Origin of the sequence: Dyadobacter fermentans DSM 18053 (assembly GCF_000023125.1) — a bacterium.
Classification (GTDB): Bacteria; Bacteroidota; Bacteroidia; order Cytophagales; family Spirosomataceae; genus Dyadobacter; species Dyadobacter fermentans.
This window is the reverse complement of sequence record NC_013037.1, coordinates 6,381,217-6,398,730: the sequence shown is the minus strand read 5'-3', so window position 1 is coordinate 6,398,730 and position 17,514 is coordinate 6,381,217. Positions and strand designations below refer to the sequence as shown.

General features: G+C 49.8%; 15 protein-coding genes. 11 read left to right on the top strand and 4 right to left on the bottom strand.

Features of this window, described 5'->3' with window-relative positions:
- Nucleotides 1-149: 149 nt before the first annotated feature.
- Nucleotides 150-788, top strand: coding sequence for a response regulator transcription factor (locus tag DFER_RS26435; protein WP_015814735.1), 639 nt, complete (start codon nt 150-152; stop codon nt 786-788).
- Between the two features lie 11 nt (nt 789-799).
- On the opposite strand, the gene DFER_RS26430 is transcribed toward DFER_RS26435, so the two are convergent.
- On the bottom strand, nt 800-1,525 hold the full coding sequence (locus DFER_RS26430; protein ID WP_015814734.1) for a LytR/AlgR family response regulator transcription factor: 726 nt from the start codon (nt 1,523-1,525) through the stop codon (nt 800-802).
- The gene (locus DFER_RS26425) at nt 1,522-2,604 is read right to left on the bottom strand and encodes a sensor histidine kinase (RefSeq protein ID WP_015814733.1); all 1,083 of its coding nucleotides are present in this window, start codon (nt 2,602-2,604) and stop codon (nt 1,522-1,524) included. Before DFER_RS26425 ends, DFER_RS26430 begins: the two co-directional genes overlap by 4 nt.
- 77 nt (nt 2,605-2,681) lie before the next feature.
- Between DFER_RS26425 and DFER_RS30245 the strand changes: the two genes are divergently transcribed.
- Both DFER_RS30245 and DFER_RS26415 read left to right on the top strand, forming a co-directional pair.
- Nucleotides 2,682-2,846 (top strand): hypothetical protein, encoded by a 165-nt coding sequence (locus tag DFER_RS30245; protein ID WP_187293409.1) that lies wholly within the window; start codon nt 2,682-2,684, stop codon nt 2,844-2,846.
- A gap of 42 nt (nt 2,847-2,888) precedes the next feature.
- Entirely contained in the window at nt 2,889-3,917 is a 1,029-nt protein-coding gene (locus DFER_RS26415; protein WP_015814732.1) for a GntR family transcriptional regulator, read from the top strand.
- Nucleotides 3,918-4,001: 84 nt separating this feature from the next.
- Here the strand turns inward: DFER_RS26415 and DFER_RS26410 are convergent, their stop codons facing one another.
- Nucleotides 4,002-4,469: a carboxymuconolactone decarboxylase family protein gene (locus DFER_RS26410; protein ID WP_015814731.1), complete on the bottom strand. Its 468-nt coding sequence runs from the start codon at nt 4,467-4,469 to the stop codon at nt 4,002-4,004.
- Nucleotides 4,470-4,786: 317 nt separating this feature from the next.
- On the opposite strand from DFER_RS26410, the gene DFER_RS26405 reads away from it, so the two are divergent.
- The 8 genes from DFER_RS26405 (at nt 4,787) to DFER_RS26370 (ending at nt 14,685) form a co-directional block, all read left to right on the top strand.
- Nucleotides 4,787-7,996, top strand: coding sequence for a TonB-dependent receptor (locus DFER_RS26405; protein WP_510185861.1), 3,210 nt, complete (start codon nt 4,787-4,789; stop codon nt 7,994-7,996).
- 434 nt (nt 7,997-8,430) lie between these two features.
- A complete protein-coding gene (locus DFER_RS26400) occupies nt 8,431-8,616 on the top strand; it encodes a hypothetical protein (RefSeq protein WP_015814729.1) in 186 nt (61 codons plus the stop codon).
- A 149-nt stretch (nt 8,617-8,765) separates the two neighbouring features.
- Nucleotides 8,766-9,176: a hypothetical protein gene (locus DFER_RS26395; protein WP_050774725.1), complete on the top strand. Its 411-nt coding sequence runs from the start codon at nt 8,766-8,768 to the stop codon at nt 9,174-9,176.
- 149 nt (nt 9,177-9,325) lie between these two features.
- Nucleotides 9,326-9,739 (top strand): hypothetical protein, encoded by a 414-nt coding sequence (locus DFER_RS26390; RefSeq protein ID WP_187293408.1) that lies wholly within the window; start codon nt 9,326-9,328, stop codon nt 9,737-9,739.
- Nucleotides 9,740-10,446: 707 nt separating this feature from the next.
- Nucleotides 10,447-10,860: a hypothetical protein gene (locus DFER_RS26385; protein WP_050774724.1), complete on the top strand. Its 414-nt coding sequence runs from the start codon at nt 10,447-10,449 to the stop codon at nt 10,858-10,860.
- A gap of 26 nt (nt 10,861-10,886) precedes the next feature.
- A complete protein-coding gene (locus DFER_RS26380; RefSeq protein WP_015814726.1) occupies nt 10,887-11,735 on the top strand; it encodes a hypothetical protein in 849 nt (282 codons plus the stop codon).
- Between the two features lie 74 nt (nt 11,736-11,809).
- The gene (locus DFER_RS26375; protein ID WP_015814725.1) at nt 11,810-14,020 is read left to right on the top strand and encodes a T9SS type A sorting domain-containing protein; all 2,211 of its coding nucleotides are present in this window, start codon (nt 11,810-11,812) and stop codon (nt 14,018-14,020) included.
- A gap of 224 nt (nt 14,021-14,244) precedes the next feature.
- Nucleotides 14,245-14,685: a methyltransferase family protein gene (locus DFER_RS26370; protein ID WP_015814724.1), complete on the top strand. Its 441-nt coding sequence runs from the start codon at nt 14,245-14,247 to the stop codon at nt 14,683-14,685.
- Nucleotides 14,686-14,751: 66 nt separating this feature from the next.
- Here DFER_RS26370 and DFER_RS26365 read toward each other — a convergent pair whose 3' ends face one another.
- Nucleotides 14,752-17,514 carry a DUF6797 domain-containing protein gene (locus DFER_RS26365; protein WP_015814723.1) on the bottom strand — a complete coding sequence of 921 codons (2,763 nt, stop codon included), beginning with the start codon at nt 17,512-17,514 and terminating at the stop codon, nt 14,752-14,754.

The window sequence follows — 17,514 nt, the reverse complement described above, 5'->3', positions numbered from 1 at the left end:
CCGCTATTCATAAACTTTGAAGAGAAAATAATAAACCTTAATGGAACGGCTTAACCCTTTTCCGTTTGAAAAGTTATTATGCTGATTCGCTCATTCTCTGGACCTTCCACAACAAATTGGAATTACTTTTAGTATTTGAAAATGTTCGGATGAAAAACATTTTAATTGTCGAAGACTATCAAATTATCAGATTAGCAACAAAAATATTAGTACAGGATTTATACAAGGAGGCTACAATTCACGAAGCCGGCACTTTTGGTGCGGCATTGGCCGCGCTTACCGCGCGTATGCACGACCTCGTCATCCTGGACATTCAAATTCCTGAGGGACAAGGTTTTGAAATGATTGCAGCACTGCGGGCAGTTCAGAAGAACGTCCCGATCCTCATTTTTTCGGCCATCGAAGAGCGGATTTACGGCATTCATTACCTGCGCTCGGGAGCCAATGGTTTTATATCGAAAAGCGCTGATACGGACGAAATTCTGGCGGCGATCAGGTCGGTTTCGGAAACAGGCAGGTATGTGAGCCCGCGGATCAAAGTGGAGTTACTCAACCAGCTTGACAAACATAACTACCAGTCCGACAATCCGTTGCTGGACCTATCGGCGCGTGAGATCACCATTATGGATATGCTGATTGAAGGCTTCTGGATCAAGGAAATCGCATCGAAGCTGGATCTGACCGAGAGTTCGGTGAGCACTTACAAAGCACGGCTTTTTGAAAAGTTGCAGGTGACAACGCTCATCGAAATGTTCCAGAAAGTGAGGCATTACAAAGATATGGATTAAACGCCGGGCCCTTACATCCAGCGCGCCAGCAGCGTTTTGAAGGCTTCCTTGTACAGCTCGCCCACCGGAATTTCAACCAGGCCGAGTTGGACGGCGTTTTTGCTGACGGAATCGACTTTGCTCACCGCGACGATGAACGAGCGGTGAATGCGCAGGAACCGTGCGGCCGGCAGTTTCTCTTCAATGGATTTGAGACTGCTCAAAGTCACCACCGGGCTCAGGGGCGGCATCAAATGGATTTTCACATAATCCTTCACGGACTCTATGTGCGTCACGGAATCAAAATCCACCCGGATGTGCTTGTAATCCGATTTAATAAACATATAATTCTCCGTAGCGTCGCCCGCCCCATTGTCCTGCAACACCTCGAAATACCGCTTTGCCTTGGTGGCCGCACGCAGAAATTCGTCATAGCCGAAAGGTTTCAGCAGATAGTCCAGCGCATCCACCTTGTAACCTTCCACGGCAAACTGGTTGTAGGCCGTCGTGAAAACGATGCGCGTTTGCAGCGACGCTCCCGCCTGGCTGATCACCCGCGCAAGCTCCATGCCGTTCAGGTCCGGCATCTGAATATCCAGGAAAATGAGATGGATCGTTTGCTCATGCAGCGCCTGCAATGCTTCCACGGCATTCCCAAACCTGCCCTTCAATTCCAGAAAAGGCGTTTGCTCCGAGAATGCGCTGATCAGGTTGAGCGCCAGAGGTTCGTCGTCGACGGTAATGCAGTTCAATTTCATACGGGTTCGGCGATGTGCCCGGCGTTTTCACGGTCCAGTTTCAAGGTGAGCAAAACTTCGTAAGTCCGGTTTCCGGCATCTTCACGGGTGACCAATGTGTGCCTGTTGTCATACAAAAGTTCGAGTCGTTTGCGCGTATTGGCGAGCCCTATCCCACCCTGATCAAGCTGAAAACCGTCATTTTCATGTGCAATATGGTTAAAAACACGAAGCGAGAGCGAACCATCGGTCACTTTCAGCTCTATCTGGATTTTCGAGTGCTGCATGGCGCTGGAACCGTGCTTAAACGCGTTTTCCACAAACGGCAGCAGCAGCATCGGGGCGATCCAGTAATCCTTGTCGGGCACCGGCTCCGAAAATTCCAGCGTCGTGCATTCGTGCAGCCGCAGCGCCATGAGCGCAATGTAATCTTTCAAAAACGACAATTCCTGCTTCAACGGGACCGAATCGCCCAGCGTGTCGTACAGCACGTAGCGCATCATGCGCGAGAGTTTCAGGATCGCCTCCCGCGACACCGGAACGTCGGAATAGGTCAGTGAGTAAATGTTGTTGAGTGTATTAAAAAAGAAATGCGGGTTGATCTGCGCTTTCAGAAAGGACAGTTCCGACGCGATATGCTGCTTTTCGATCCGTTCCCGTGTTTGCGCATCGGCCTGCCAGCGCCTTGCGAGCGCCAGGCTCGTGCTGATCACCATCACCAGCAGCATGATCATGAATAGGTGAAAATCGAGGCGGAACGGGTCCTTGGGTGCCTTGTTCATGATTTTGGACATATCGGCCAGCACTTCGAGCTTCAACTCGATCACCCTTGCCACGGCCAGAAAGGCGACGACGATGCCTGCAAGCCATATCCCGAATACAACCTTGCCCTTACGCTCGAAAAGCAGCTTAGGTGCTACGTACAATGCATTGGCATAAAATATCCCGATCATTATCAGGAGATTGAGCGCCTGCTTGATCCAAAAGTTGGTCGGCACGGTAATGCTCCACGTCAATGGCGGGTAGAACAGCAGAATGAAACCAAACAACGACCAGGCGGTCAGGTGTGAAAGAATGGTAATGCTGTTTCTGGATTCCATGGTGCTTGGTTGCGTGCAAGGATACAAGTTCACCTCAATTGGTAAAAACGACAAATGAAATCGATGGAAAGCATTTTTTGGCAGTTCAATCCGGGAGATTTATCGTCGAAGCCGGTACGGCCGCACACGCGATCGGTGGTATCACGGAATTTGGTTTCAGGGGGAAATTCGCGGCTTTCACCGGCGACTTCTGCCTTTATGTCCCGAAGCAGCTTCCCGCATTGCCATTCTTTTTAAATTAAAATGCCCGGAAACGCCTGATCCTCCTCTTCCGGGGCATTATTATGAGAAAAATCAACTTCGAAAACCATTTCACCGTCGACCGTGACTCCTCCGAGCCGGTGTACCAGCAGCTGGTAGAGGCTGTGCTGTACGCCACCAAAACAGGACTGATGGATCGCGGTGACCGCTTGCCCTCCATCAATGAACTGAGTCGATTGTACGCCGTTTCGAGGAGTACCATCGAAAAAAGTTACAACAACCTGCGCGACATGGGCATTCTGGCCTCGCAGCACGGGAAGTCCTATTATATCAACCGCCTCGACCCATCGCCGGAGCTGAAAGTGCTCGTACTCTTCAACCAGCTGGATGCCTACAACAAAGAGATTTATGACGCGATCGGGGATTCGCTTGGACAGCGTGCTGAAATCGATTTCCAGATCTATTACAACAGCGCCGCACATTTGAAGCATTTGCTCCGGAAAAAACTGGCCGGCTGCACACATGTGGTTATCATCCCGCATTTCCTCGACGACCCCGTGGCCGGAGCGCAAAGCATCGGCAGAATTCCTGCGCAGAAACTGATCCTCCTGGATGCGGATATGCCGAATCTTGCTGAAAACCCCGGACTGGTTCGCGAGAATGTAACGAAGGATATGCCGCTAGCCCTGGCCGAACTCCTTCCCGCGCTGCGGAAATATGAGCGGATTAGCCTGGTAGGTGGTGATGACGCGTCGTGCGAACCAATTCGGGATGCATTCAGCAGCTTTTGTGAAGCAAATAATCTGACCTGGCGCCTCATTCCCGGCACAGAGGAAGCGATACCGACCGCCGGAGAGGCTTTTTTCGTGCTATCGGACGAAGCGCTGATGCGGCTTGTCGGGCAAATCAATCAGAGCGATCTGGAACCCGGCAGGGACGTGGGAATGGTGGCATACCGCGAAAACGATGCCAAAAAGACGATGCTGAACGGCATTACTACCATTTCTCCCGATTTCAAAGCGGCGGGAAAAGCGGTGGCCGACATGGTATCGACCGGCCATTTACAGCAGATCGACAATCCCTTCCGCGTATGCGTGCGCGCATCGCTGTGAGCGTGTGAAACAGCTTTCCTGCAAATCTAAAATAGCCCCGGGACACCGATCAACGGCGCCCGGGGCTGCTTGCTGATGAAGTGATTAATGCACGGCAAACTGTCCGGGCTCGTAGCTGCCCGCCTCGGTGCGGAAGGCAATATTGAACCGGTTGTAAGAATTGATCGTCGTGATTGCCACGGTGAGGTCCACGATTTCCTCGTCGGAAAACGCTGCATCCACCGCATTGAAAACCTCGTCGGTCACTTCACGGTTTTGGAGGCTCGTCACTGCTTCGGCATAAGCCAATGCGGCACGTTCGCGCTCAGAGTAAAAAGGGGCCTCCCGCCATGCATTGAGCAGATAAAGGCGCTGTTCCGTTTCTCCTTCGAAGCGCAGGTCTTTGGAATGCATATCGATACAAAATGCGCAGCCGTTGATCTGCGACACGCGAAGATAAATCAGGTTCAAAAGTCGCTTTTCTACCTGTGATTTAGCAAGATAACCGCCCAAAGCGTACATGGCTTTCAATGCTTTTTGTCCTTTCTCCTGAAAATTAATCCGTTGGTTCATGATCGTTTGCTTTTAATGAGTGAATGACTGAATGAGTGAATGAGTGAATGAGTGAATGAGTGAATGAATTTGGAATGAGTGAATGGTTGGACTGGTTTCTTGAATGACTATCTACTTATTCACTCATTCACTCATTCGCTCATTCAAAATTCATATCCATGACGAATGCCCTCCGGGATATTGGACAATGGGTGAAAAAAAATCAAAACTTTTTTCGGGCCTGGATACGTCTTTACAATTAGTTAACAATTCAATAATACCCTGGACAAGTAGATATTCTTCTTTTGCGGCAAATTCTGTTTAACCAAAACATGCTCATGCATAAGAGATTTTTACTCCCTATTATCCTCACATTGCTTTGCTGCTTCGGCAACATCGCTATTCTGAGGGCACAAACTACGCAGGCGTCGATTTCCGGTACGGTTACCGATGACCAGAATGCAGAACTGGCCGGCGCGACCGTCCAGGTGAAAAACGAATCAACAGGCTTTACAACAGGAACCGTTACCAACGCAAAAGGCGAATATGCCTTCCGTGAGCTCCCGCTCGGCGGTCCGTACACCGTTACAGCGACTTACGTTGGTTTTGGCGAACAAAAACTGACCGGCTACATGCTCCACCAGGGAGACGCCGTGAAGGTTAAAATGAGCATGAAAGACGCCGGTCAAACGCTTGAAGTTGTGAGCGTTGTGGCATCAGGTATTAAAAATAAAATTGAAAACCTGGGTGCCTCTACGGCCATTTCGGCGCGGGATATTACCCGCCTGCCGGTAAACGGACGGAACTTCACCTCGCTGATGGACCTTTCGCCATTGAGCCGCGGCGGTAACATTTCCGGTCAGCTGGGCTCTTCCACGGGCTACACCATTGACGGGATGAGCTCCAAAAACCCTACTTCCGCCGGTGCTACCACCAGCCGAAGCGGCGCCCCATACTCGATCTCGATCGAAGCGGTACGTGAGTTTCAGGTGATTACCAACCAATACGACGTTACTTACGGACGCAGCGGTGGCGGTACGATCAGTGCCGTGACGAAATCAGGTACGAACCAGCTAAGCGGTAGCGCATTCAACTACACCCGCGCCGACTGGTTATCGAGCCCGTATGACATTCGTGGAAATAAAATCAATAACAAATTCGCTACCAACCAGTTTGGCTTCTCCCTCGGCGGACCTATCCTGAAAGACAAGCTGCACTTTTTCGTGGCCTGGGACCATCAGCAGGACAGCCGCCCGCTGATCATTGCGGACATTCTCAGCCCGGTTGATGAAAACCGTTTCAACGTAACCCGTGCTACGCTCGATCAGTTTGTGAGCATCGCCCGCAGCAAGTACGGCATGGCCGACACCCAGCAGTTTGGAACATTTGACAAAAAACGCGGCTCCGACGCGGCATTCCTCCGCCTCGACTGGCAGCTGAACAACCGTAACCTGCTAACGATTCGCAACAACTACACCAACGACCGCAACAAACTGGGTCTGGCGGATAACACCACGATCAACTCGTACGAATCTTACGGAAACGACTTCAACCAGGATAACAGCTTGCTGGCATCGCTCCGCTCGACATTGAATTCCAAGGTGACCAACGAGCTGAAAGTGCAGCATTTGTTTGTAAAGCAAAAAAGTGCCCCCGGCGACCAGCTTCCCGAGGCCAACATTCCGAGAGCGATCGTAGAAAACGTCAATTCCGTGTTGAGCGACGGTAATTCCCGCGCAACCAACATCCAGATGGGTGGCCACCGTTTCGCGCAGGAGCGGTTCACGAACCATGTTCTTCAATTGGTGGATAACCTGTATTACCACACCGATAAAGTGGAATATACACTGGGCGCGGACATCATGATGACCCGCTCGCATTCAACCTACGGCTCGGAGGTGAACGGGCGCTTCCATTACAATGTGGATGCAGCAGCGGGCAAAACGTCCCTCGACCAGTTCAGCGATCTGAAACCTTACCGCTACTACCGCGAGGTGCCTTTGATGGACGATTGGTCCGTAAAAGGAACGATCTGGAATGCAGGCGTTTACGGACAATTGAAAACAAGGCTTGCCACTGGCCTGGACGTGGTGGCAGGTCTGCGCCTCGACTACGCGCATTACCCAAGCTCGCCGTTGAACCAGACTTTGTATGACGCATTGCAGATCCGCACCGATCACAAGATCAAGTCTTTTGTAGTGCAGCCGCGCGCGCAGTTCACCTGGGATGTGAACGACAAGCATACCGACATTTTCCGCCTCGGTGGTGGGGTATTCGCCTCCGATATCAACAACTACGTGGTTATCAACAACCTGACATTCGATGGAAAGCACCTGGCGACCGTCGACGTACGCAGCCCGAACATCCCTACCCCGGATTTCGCCGCTTACCGCGCCAACTACAACAGCATTCCGACATTGTCGCAATTCCAGCTGCCGACCATCAACACCAACGCGAAAGACGCCCGCGTACCGATCATTTACAAGGCTAATATCTCCTACGCCAAGTACCTGACCGACAAGCTGAAAGTGGGTATCGCCGGATACATGAGCCTCGGCCGCAACAACTATATGTATGTGGACAGAAACATGGTAGATGAGCCCTTCTTTCGCCTTGCCAACGAAGGCAACCGCGGCGTGTACGTTCCGGGTGGCGACCAAATGCCGACCAACGGAGCCGGCGACTGGCTGAAAGGACGTAAATCGACCCAGTTTGGCCGCGTGCTGGAACTGAACAGCCAGGGTAAAGTGAATGCTTTCTCGATGGTAGCCGATGTGGAATACGAATACTTCCGCGATGGAAAGATCACTTTGAGCTATACTTATAATGATGTGAAGGACAACACATCGTTCAATGGTAACGTGGCCAACAGCGCAACACTTTCATTGCCGGTCCGCGACGATCCGCGTAACCTGGGACTGATGTCATATTCCGACAACCAGTTCCGCCACAAAATTGTATTCTACGGCTCACTACCCAGCTTTTGGGGCGTCAATGTCGGCGTTCGCTACTCGGGCATCGGCGGCACGCGCTACACCTTGCTCTCCGGCGGGAACACCAATGGCGACTTCGTAGGTACCAACGACCTGGCATACATTTTCGACAGAAACGACCCGAGCGTGCCTGAAAACGTGCGCAATGGCCTGCAAGCCATCCTCGACAACCCCGGCGCCAGCCAGAGCATCAAGGATTACATTGTCAAAAACTCCGGCAAAATCGCGGAAAGAAACGGCGGTATCAACGGATTCTACGGTGTATTCGACGTTCGCGCCTCCAAACGCATCAAAATCGCGGGCACACACGCCATCGAAATTTCGGCCGACGTGTTCAACTTTGCCAACTTCCTGAACAAGGAATGGGGCCGCAACAAATCCCTGGGCACGCAAGCGCTCTACGCGCTGGGTATCCCGGCTGCCAACGGCCAACCCGCCGTTGCCGCATTCGACAGAGCGAAAAACCAGTACGTATACCGTGTAAACACAGCCGGTGTGGTAACGCCATCGGGCAACCCTTACCAGGTACAGATTGGTTTGCGGTACAGTTTCTGAAATCGCAGCGTCTTAAACTGACGAAGATGAAAATCCCGACGGCGCAAGCTGTCGGGATTTTTTTTTGTCCGATGGTCTCTTCTTAGGCTCCGTTCGGACATTGCTGCTTACTGCCGAGAAGATTTGACCCTTAATTATGACATTTACCAAGACCTGGCGATTCGAAAGCCTTGAATATTAATGCTATAACAAAAACAGAATCTGCACACTATTGTGAATTACAAGTACGTCAAAACGCTGCTAGCTGGCTTACCGGTCCTGTTGCTAGCCCTGGCAATCTCATGCAGGAGTCGCGTTACCATCATTTCCGGAAAAGTACTTGACCAGCACCAACAGCCGGTCGACAGCATTCTGGTGTCAGCGGTCGGCTCTTGCTACCTCCATACGGAATACATTGAAAAAACATAACTAACAAAAACGGGCAATACCGCATCATGATCGATGTTCCGGACGAGTACTACGCATTGAACATATTCATCCCCGGGCAACCTGATAATCCGAAATATCAAGCGCTCTACAAAACCGCAGCCATCTTCAAAAATCGCAGAAAAACGAGCAATTGCTGCGACGCAGAGATTGGAAAAAGCACGCAATGGGACTTTGAGCTGGCACCTAAATAGCACTTTTGACTAGCCCAAAACAATGCAGATTCGACCGTTTGATCATTTCATTGTCACTTGCTCATTACATGCTGACGGGAAGAAAATAAGGGTTTGTTTTGAAGCATGTTTGCCATTCTTTGAAGTGACAGGCCTAAACAATCAACCTTATGAAACGTCTGTTTCAACACTTGAATTTATCACATGTCGCGGTAGCATTACTTATGCTGTGCTCCTGTAAAGAGGATAGAACGACGGTTGTATTTGGCAAGGTTATAGATCAGGATCAACGGCCGGTGGATAGCATTATGGTAGTTGCAACTGGGTCTAGAAATTTCACAACAGAGAGGATACAGCACACGTTTACAGATAACGATGGAAAGTATACCATCACCATCGATGTTCCAAAAAGGTATCATGCGATCCATACGTTTATTCCCCATCTACCAGCAGAAAATCCAAAGTACGAAGCTTATTATAAAACAGAAAAGATTTTTAAAGATGGCGTCCGAACAAATAATTGCTGCATTGTTCGCATCGGAGAAAAAACACAATGGGATTTTGAGCTAGCGCCTAAATAGCGCTTTTGCCTAGCCCAAAACAATGCCAATTCAACCGTTTGATCATTTCATTGTCACTTGATCATTAAATATTACCGGGAAGAAAATAAAGCTTTGTTTTGAAACATACTTACCATTCATCGAAGCAAAAGACCTAAACGATCAATCTTATGGAACGTCTGTTTCAACACTTGAATTTATCACATGTCGCGATAGCATTACCTATGCTGCTGTGCTCCTGCATTGAAGACCGGACCACGATAATATTCGGAAGGGTCGTCGATCAAAACCAGCAGCCGGTGGATAGTATTATGATTGTGGTCACTGGATCTAAATCACTCCATGCAATTCCACTAACACAAACTTTTTCCGGAAAGGACGGCGAATATCAGATTAATATGGACGTAGAAAAAAACTATGTTATGCTGAATGTCAACATTCCCCCTTATTCCATTGGTAACCCAAAATTGTATACTCGATACAAGGTTTCAAAAACTCAAAAAAACGGCCAGCAAATCAACACCTGTTGCTTTGCAGACATCGGAAAAAAAACACAATGGGATTTTGAGCTAGGACCTAAATAGCGCTTTTGACTAGCCCAAAGCAATGCAGATTCGACCGTTTGATCATTTCATTGTTACTTGCTCATTACATACTTCCGGGAAGAAAATAAGGGTTTGTTTTGAAGCATGCTTACCATTCATTGAAACAAGAGACCTAAACAATTAACCTTATGGAACGTCTGTTTCAACACCTGAATTTATCCCATGTCGCGGTAGCATTACTAATACTGCTGTGCTCCTGCATTGAAGACCGAACCACGGTAATATTCGGTAAGGTTGTCGATCAAGACCAGCAACCGGTCGACAGCATTCTGATTCAGGTCACCGGAGCCAGATCATTTCATGTAGTACCACTTGCACAAACGTTTTCTGGAAAGGATGGTGAATATCTTCGTAGATGTAAGTAAAAAATATGGCACGTTAGATTCCTTCATTTCTCCTAATCCATATTACAATCCAAAATTCCATACCCGATACACAGTTTCAAAAATGTTCAAGAACAGCGAGCAAACAACTGGTTGTTGTTTCACTGACATCGGCAAAAAAACGCGATGGGATTTTGAGCTAGCGCCTAAATAGCGCTTTTGACTAGCCCAAAACAACGCCAATTCAACCGTTTGATCATTTCATTGTCACATGCTCATTACATGCTGCCGGGAAGAAAATAAAGCTTTGTTTTGAAGCATGCTTACCATTCATTAAAGCGAGAGACCTAAACAATTAACCTTATGGAACGTCTGTTTCAACGCTTGAATTTATCACATGTGGCGGTAGCATTACTTATGCTGCTGTGCTCCTGTAAAGAAGACCGAACCACGGTGATATTCGGAAAGGTCGTCGATCAAAACCAGCAGCCGGTGGATAGTATAATGATTGAGGTCACCGGATCCAGATCATTTCACGTAGTACCACTTGCACAAACGTTTTCTGGAAAGGATGGCGAATATCTCATCAATATAGATGTTGGTAAAAAATATGGTTTATTAGAGTCTTTCATTCCTCCTAATTCATTTCACAACCCAAAATTCTATACCCGATACAAAATTTCAAAAATGTTTAAAAATGGCCAACAAACAACTGGTTGTTGTTTCGCTGACATCGGAAAAAAAACGCAATGGGATTTTGAGTTAGCGCCTAAATAAATTTTCATCACTTAACTACATATAAGATGACGCATTTGAAAAAATGTGACACAGGAAAGCTATGCCTTTTCCTGGTGTCAATCCTCTTCCCATGCTCGTTCCTCTTAGCACAGGATTACCAAGTGACGCGGCAGAAAGCGCTTGACAAGCTTGATCTTACGGCCTTTGGCAATGTACTTTTTATGAATGCTGCAGCTACCACACCTAATGAAATCAACTATCTCAAAAACGTCTCTTCAAGGTCATTGATCAAAGCGACTTCCGTCACTGCCGAAGAATGGCATAATTTGTATGAACGTGTGTGCGATGCTGACCTTCGGCCAGCAGACCAGCACATGCCCGGCTTGGAAGAGTTGATGGAAACGAATCCGTCGAAACTTACCCGTCATGATACTGTCCCCATAGGCATTATGGCTTTGAAAGCCACTTATCTTACTGATAGAGAGTTACGTATGAATGAAGCTCAAAAGTCAGCTGGAAAAGCAGTCGACATTTCTTCCTACAACGGATTTAATATTGTATATGCCGCTGCTTTGCAACAAGATATTTATCAAGCCGATGTTTGGTTTAGACTCAGTCAGAAATACCTCATCACAAACCAGCTGACAAGAATTAGTCGAATATCTATCGACTTCGGAGACGGAGAAGGATTCGAAGAATATTCAGGCAATGAGCAGCTAGTGCATCACCGTTACAAGACCACGGGCAAACATGCCATTATTATCAGCTTTAAGATTGAGTCTAAGCGCTACAAATTTGAAACGTATGTGAACGTTCGTCAACTTGACCGCGTAGTTCCTGCAATGGAATTTCGTGTTTCAGCTCCCGCGTTCATTGTCGATTCATTGACCAGGAACGCGCGACGCAAGTTCTAGGCGCAAATATCAGAGTCATAACCGGGTGCGACGCCATTCTTGACAAACCGGTAATTATTGCAGAAGGATTTGACATGGGCAACGATCTCAATCTCGATGCATTAGAAGCGGCGTTTCGTGACCCTCTGGATGGATGGCTAAGTGAAGGATATGACTTGGTGCTTGTCGACTATGATGATGCGCGAGCGGCAATTGAAAATAATGCACAAGTTTTGAAAGCTGTTATACAGCACGTCAACTCCATTAAACAAGGCAATATTGATAATGTTGTTATAGGTGCCAGTATGAGCGGACTTGTCGCTAGATACGCAATCCGAAAAATGGAGGTCGACGGAATCCAGCATCATGTAATGCTGCTAATATGTTTTGACACCCCGCATCAGGGAGCCAATGTACCCGTTGGTATGACCCAGCTTCTTTGGGAATCAAGCCCTACTCTTTTGACCAAGGTGGTTTTGAAGTTTTTTGCGAAGGGATGGCGCAACTATTACAATGCAATGTTAACTCCCGCTGCTTCTCAAATGCTGATGCATTGGGGCGGAGCTTTGACCGGAGGTGTAGGATCGAAATCACCAGCTTTTGACGCATTTCGAACGAATCTCTTTAACCTCGGAAATGGCGGCTATCCCGCGAATTGCCGAAATATAGCAGTGATTAATGGCAGTATGACTGCACAAGAAAATCCTCAATTAGCTGGTTACAGCTATGGAAGCAGGATATTAAGAAGCTGGACACCTTTCGGTTTACAGAACAGTAATATTGATGTGCACACAAATGTCCCTGGACAAAATACCAATGTTTGCCGATTTGCCACGTGGGGTATATTTGCTAAACGGATTGGCGTTGCACGCAGCTACAACAGCCCATTCAACGACGACTTTTTGCCCGGGGGCATCACATCTTCCTCTGTGCCAAACAAGCTATTCTCGGAAACATCTACTTTTCCATTCTGCTTTGTCCCCACGTTTAGCTCCATTGATTACTCGGGGCCGGTAAACACTCAAGATCAGCGAAAACTACTGAATGTAAATACAGTAAATGCCGTGAATGGCCCGGCAAGGCAAACGCCATTTGTACAGGTTTACGGTAGAAATGAGAATAGCGCCCACATTAACGCGCGCATTCACGATTGGACGGCCATCGGCCAGTCCGAAAACCTCCTCACAGGCACCACCACCTGTCCTGCACTCCCTATCCCGCCCCAGCCTATCATCTCCGTTTACAATGTTTGCTACCCGTTCAATCAAGACCGGACGACGGAAGGGAATACGGCTAACATTAGTGTTTCGCTCGCTACGCCATCGGGTGGCCAGTATGTTCATAACTGGCTGATACTTCCTACTCAGCAAACATTTACGACTACCGGAGATCAGATTACTTTTCAGGCTGAACATCCTGGCCAGTATCAGGTCATTTGTACGCGCACCTATCCCAATCGGAGGGATTTGGAGTCGACGCACGATGTGACGTTTAATGTGACCAATTGCGGAGATCCGCTCACACTGCCGCAAAACCCGCAGATCCCGCCGCAAATCGATCCGGATATCAGCATTTTCGATATTTGGGAAAACGACTTTTTGCTAACCACGCCCAAACCGGATTCAGTTGCCGTATTTGCGCATTATGAAGGGACGCTTCCTGCGATTTTGTATGCGGCCAGAGCCGACGGGACGTTCGTGCCCGCCAGCCAGCTGCAAGCCGCAGGCATGTTTCCGGAATTTGTGCAGCTGTTTGCAGAAGCCGACCCGCGTGACCCGTTGCCTGTTACGCTTTCGGAATTCAACGTCAAACACGAAGGTGCGGCAAACCTGCTGGAATGGACGACTGCCAGCGAAATGAATAGCGATCATTTTGAAATCGAATGGAGTGCGAATGCAAAGAACTGGACGAAAATCGGCGAGGTCGCTGGCGTGGATGCAGGCATCGCAACCACCCATTACACGTTTTCAGACCAAATCAATCTCCCCGGAATTACGTATTACAGGCTGAAAATGATTGACCGAGACAATACCTTCACGTACAGCCGCGTCCGCTGGGTCGAGTCGGGCGAGACTGAAATCGTCGCTTTTCCCAACCCGCTTACACCGGATGAGCCATTTTCATTAAAGACAGAAAATAAAGAGATTCTGCGAATCGCTTTCTTCGATTTTTCGGGGAAAGTCGTGCTGGAAACAGACCGTCTGCCCGTTCAAATGCAACTGCAACAACTCACAGCGGGGCGCTACCTCATGCGGGCGGTGTTTACCGACGGCACCGCAGCCAGCCAGGTCGTCATCAAGCCCTGATTTTTTATCAGATCAAATCAAATTTCCTGCAACTTATTGACAGAATTCTGCGAAATGGACGTTAACGAGAGGAACAGGCCACACCGGTTTTCGAACGGTTTAACCCCGGGTTTAGGCAGTTCATCACAATGACGTTCTGCCTGTGTGGTTTACGACATTATTTTAGAGCATGTTTTATTCCAACGCGAAGCGAACGTCTTCCGGAACATTAACATCATTTAGCCATGATTACGATCGAAATTGAACAAGAAAAGGAAATTACTCCGATGAACATCATCCGGATCGGAACGGGGTTCTGGTCTGCCAAACCGCTGCTGACGGCCATCCGGCTCGGGCTCTTTACCGAACTCGCCGACGGCCCGCTATTTGTGTCCGAAATCCGGCAAAAGCTGGGCCTGCAAAGCCATACCTCACTCGAATTTCTCGATGCCCTCGTCGCATGGGGCGTTGTGGAACGCCAGGGCAAGGGCTTCACCGCCATTTACCGCAATTCTCCCGAAGCCGATACATTTCTCGACCGCCGCACTGCAGACTATCTGGGTAACCTCCTGGAAATGGTCAATGACGAAACTTCACCGCTGGCCGATAACCTGAAAGAGGTGGTAAGCATCGCCTGCGTCGAAAAACGGTGGGATTTGAACAGGCTGTCCACGATGGTCGCTTGACCGTAGACGAACTGGCGCGGCGCGTGATGCGCCGGCCGGTCAGTCTGGATGAATCTCCGCAAAGAATTATTTCCCGGAAAGTGATTTGATATACAAAATCACAGATTCGATATCATTGTCGGACAGCACGCCTACAAACGACGGCATTTCCTCGTTATACCCTTTTACAATCCGTTTCGAAGGCATCAGGATCGATTCTCGCAGGTATGCCTCGTCGGCAATCACCTTGCTGCCGTCGTCGAAATGACGCTCCGATTTGTAGAGGTTCTGGAACGGCGGGCCGTACATGCCTTTCGTGCGCGTACCTTCCGAATGACATCCGGCGCATGCCATTTTTTGAAATATCTCCCGCCCCTTTTCCGCCGATGCAGCCGTTTCGGCCACGGCTACCGTCGCCGCTTCGGGGCGTTTCGCAGTCAGCAATGCCAGGTCCACGCCTTCAAATCCCTTCAAATCAATGTCGGTCGATTGGTTTACCGTAAACCAGAACTGGTCGTCGATTTTTTTACCGTCGGCCGCCTTTACATGGTAGGTAACCTCCATTTGCATGATTTCCGACATTTCGGGCACCAGAAGCAGCACGCTTTTACCGTCGGCCGACGGGTACGATGCCGCCACATGCATAATTTCCTGTCCCGTTGAGCCATCCGGTTTAAAATGTCCGGAGCCGTACTCCTCGGTGCGTTTGTAGTTCCATCTTCTCACTTCGAAATTACGGGGGTCGCTGGCCGTAGCCTTATCGAGCGGGGAATCGAAACGCAGCATAATGCCCTGCTTGCCTGCCCTGAAATGGTTGGGCATGTAGCTCGGCTTGCCGGTGTAACGAAGCCTCAGCAATGCGCTGATACCATTCGAGCTGGACCCCCACAGATTGAAACCGGCAACGTACATTTGCTCATCCGCCGGGTTCATTGCTCCCTTTGAAGTGGGCGCAGGATAATTGGCATTAATCACCGACACGCCTCCTTGTACCACACTCGTGGTGCTGTCTATCAGCACGCGGAACAACCCCGGCCTTCCAAACGAAAAGTGGATCAGGTTACCATTCAAAGGGCCCATTTTGGTGCTGGTAGCCCAGGCCTGGCTGATCGCCGAACGGTCCACGCTGTGAGGTATCCACGTCAGCGGGGGCGTTACGGCCGGATTGTCTTTGCGGTGCAGTGTCGGTTCCACACCAAAGTAATCTCCTTTGTGGATCACAAAAATGGGGGTCGAAGGAACGAAGTTACCTTGCTGATCGGAGGCCGTAAGAATGCCTTTTGTGGGATGGATGCCCAGGTAAGGCCCGCGTAAACCCGTCGCTATGACTTCCGAGCTGCGGCCATCCTGCGAAATTTTCACGATCGTCCCGTTCTGCTCCGAACCGGCCCTGAAACCTTTGCCCGTCGCCTTCGTCATGCCGGGCCCGTTGCTGAGGCTCCCGCCCTTGGCAATGTAAAAACTGCCGTCCGGCGCCGTAACCAGGTCCGCCGCCCACTCGCGCGACTCGGCGGATTGCGTCATCACATTCGAAAAGTTTTCGTAGTAGTCGGCCACGCCGTCGTTGTTCAGGTCGCGGAGGTGGACAATCCCGTTTCTGTCGAACACATAAATATTGTCCTTCACGATCTCGATGCTCATCGGTTCATGAAGTCCGGATGCGAAGCGCCGCCACCGGATGTTTTGCAAATTTTTATCAATGCCGTCGATTGTCCAGACGTCGCCCTCAAATGTCACCACCGCGGCTCTTCCGTCCTTAAAAAAGCCCACGTCAGCCACACGCACATTTCTTTTCCACGGATTGTTGAGGGGCAATGCCAACTGATCGGTTACGAAAGCTGCGGTGTCAGGTGAAAGTTTTCCTTGCGTAGCAACCGCCTCTTTCCACAATGCCGGACCGCCCTTTTGGAAGTCGGGCAATGCGGCAGGTTTAGTTTTACAAAACTTCTCGAATGCCTTTTTATCCTTCGAAAGGCCCTTCCAGATAGCCACAGTGGCATCTCCACCCGCGGCAACGTGCACGGTAAGGTATTTTCCTTCCTCGATCCCTGGCTGCCATGCAGGCTTCCCTTTACCCAAAACGGCCACTGCCGTAACCGTGTCTTTGCCGGCACCCTGGTACACATAAGCAATGCGTCCTTTGATTTCGCTTCCGGTAGCATTATCAATTTCAGCGGCTGTCAGAAATAATTCTTCGGTAACGTCGCTGGCCCGGATGGTCCTTGTGAATGCAACCCGACCGTCGAACTCCGCGCTGCCGGGCATTTCGTAAATACGCGCTTTCCCTACCGAATAGTCGAGAATGGAGCGGTTGCCGTACACATACACGCCATTGTACCGTCCCTGTCCCGCAGGAAGCGGTTTCCAGGTGGGCGGAAGCGACTGGTCGGTGCGGTAGGACGGCTTGCCGGTAGTCCAGCCTGCGTAAGCGCCGGTTGCCAGCACGGGTGTGCCGGTAACAGTGGCAATGTTGTTGTTTTTATTAAAAAAATCCTTGTAGGAAACCTGGGCCATCAGCACCATCGGTAAAAACTTGCCGGTCCACGCCACCGACCAGCGCAGCAGGTCGGTGTCGAAACAGGCGTAGGCGCTGTCGCCCAGCTGCAATGCGAGCGTGCGGGCCGCCTGGTTATCTTTCGGGAATCCGCCACCAAGCTTGCGGGCGTCTACCGATGTGGAAATGTAAGGAAAACCGGGCTCGACGAATGACGCCAGTTGTAACGAATCGGGGCGGTCGGAGGCGGTGTTGCGGGTGTAGGTGTAGCCGGTCAGGAGAACCGAGGTCAGGGTAATGCCGCTCAGCAAGGCAACACCCCATTGCCTGCCCGGGTACTTGAAAAAGTTAAGCAT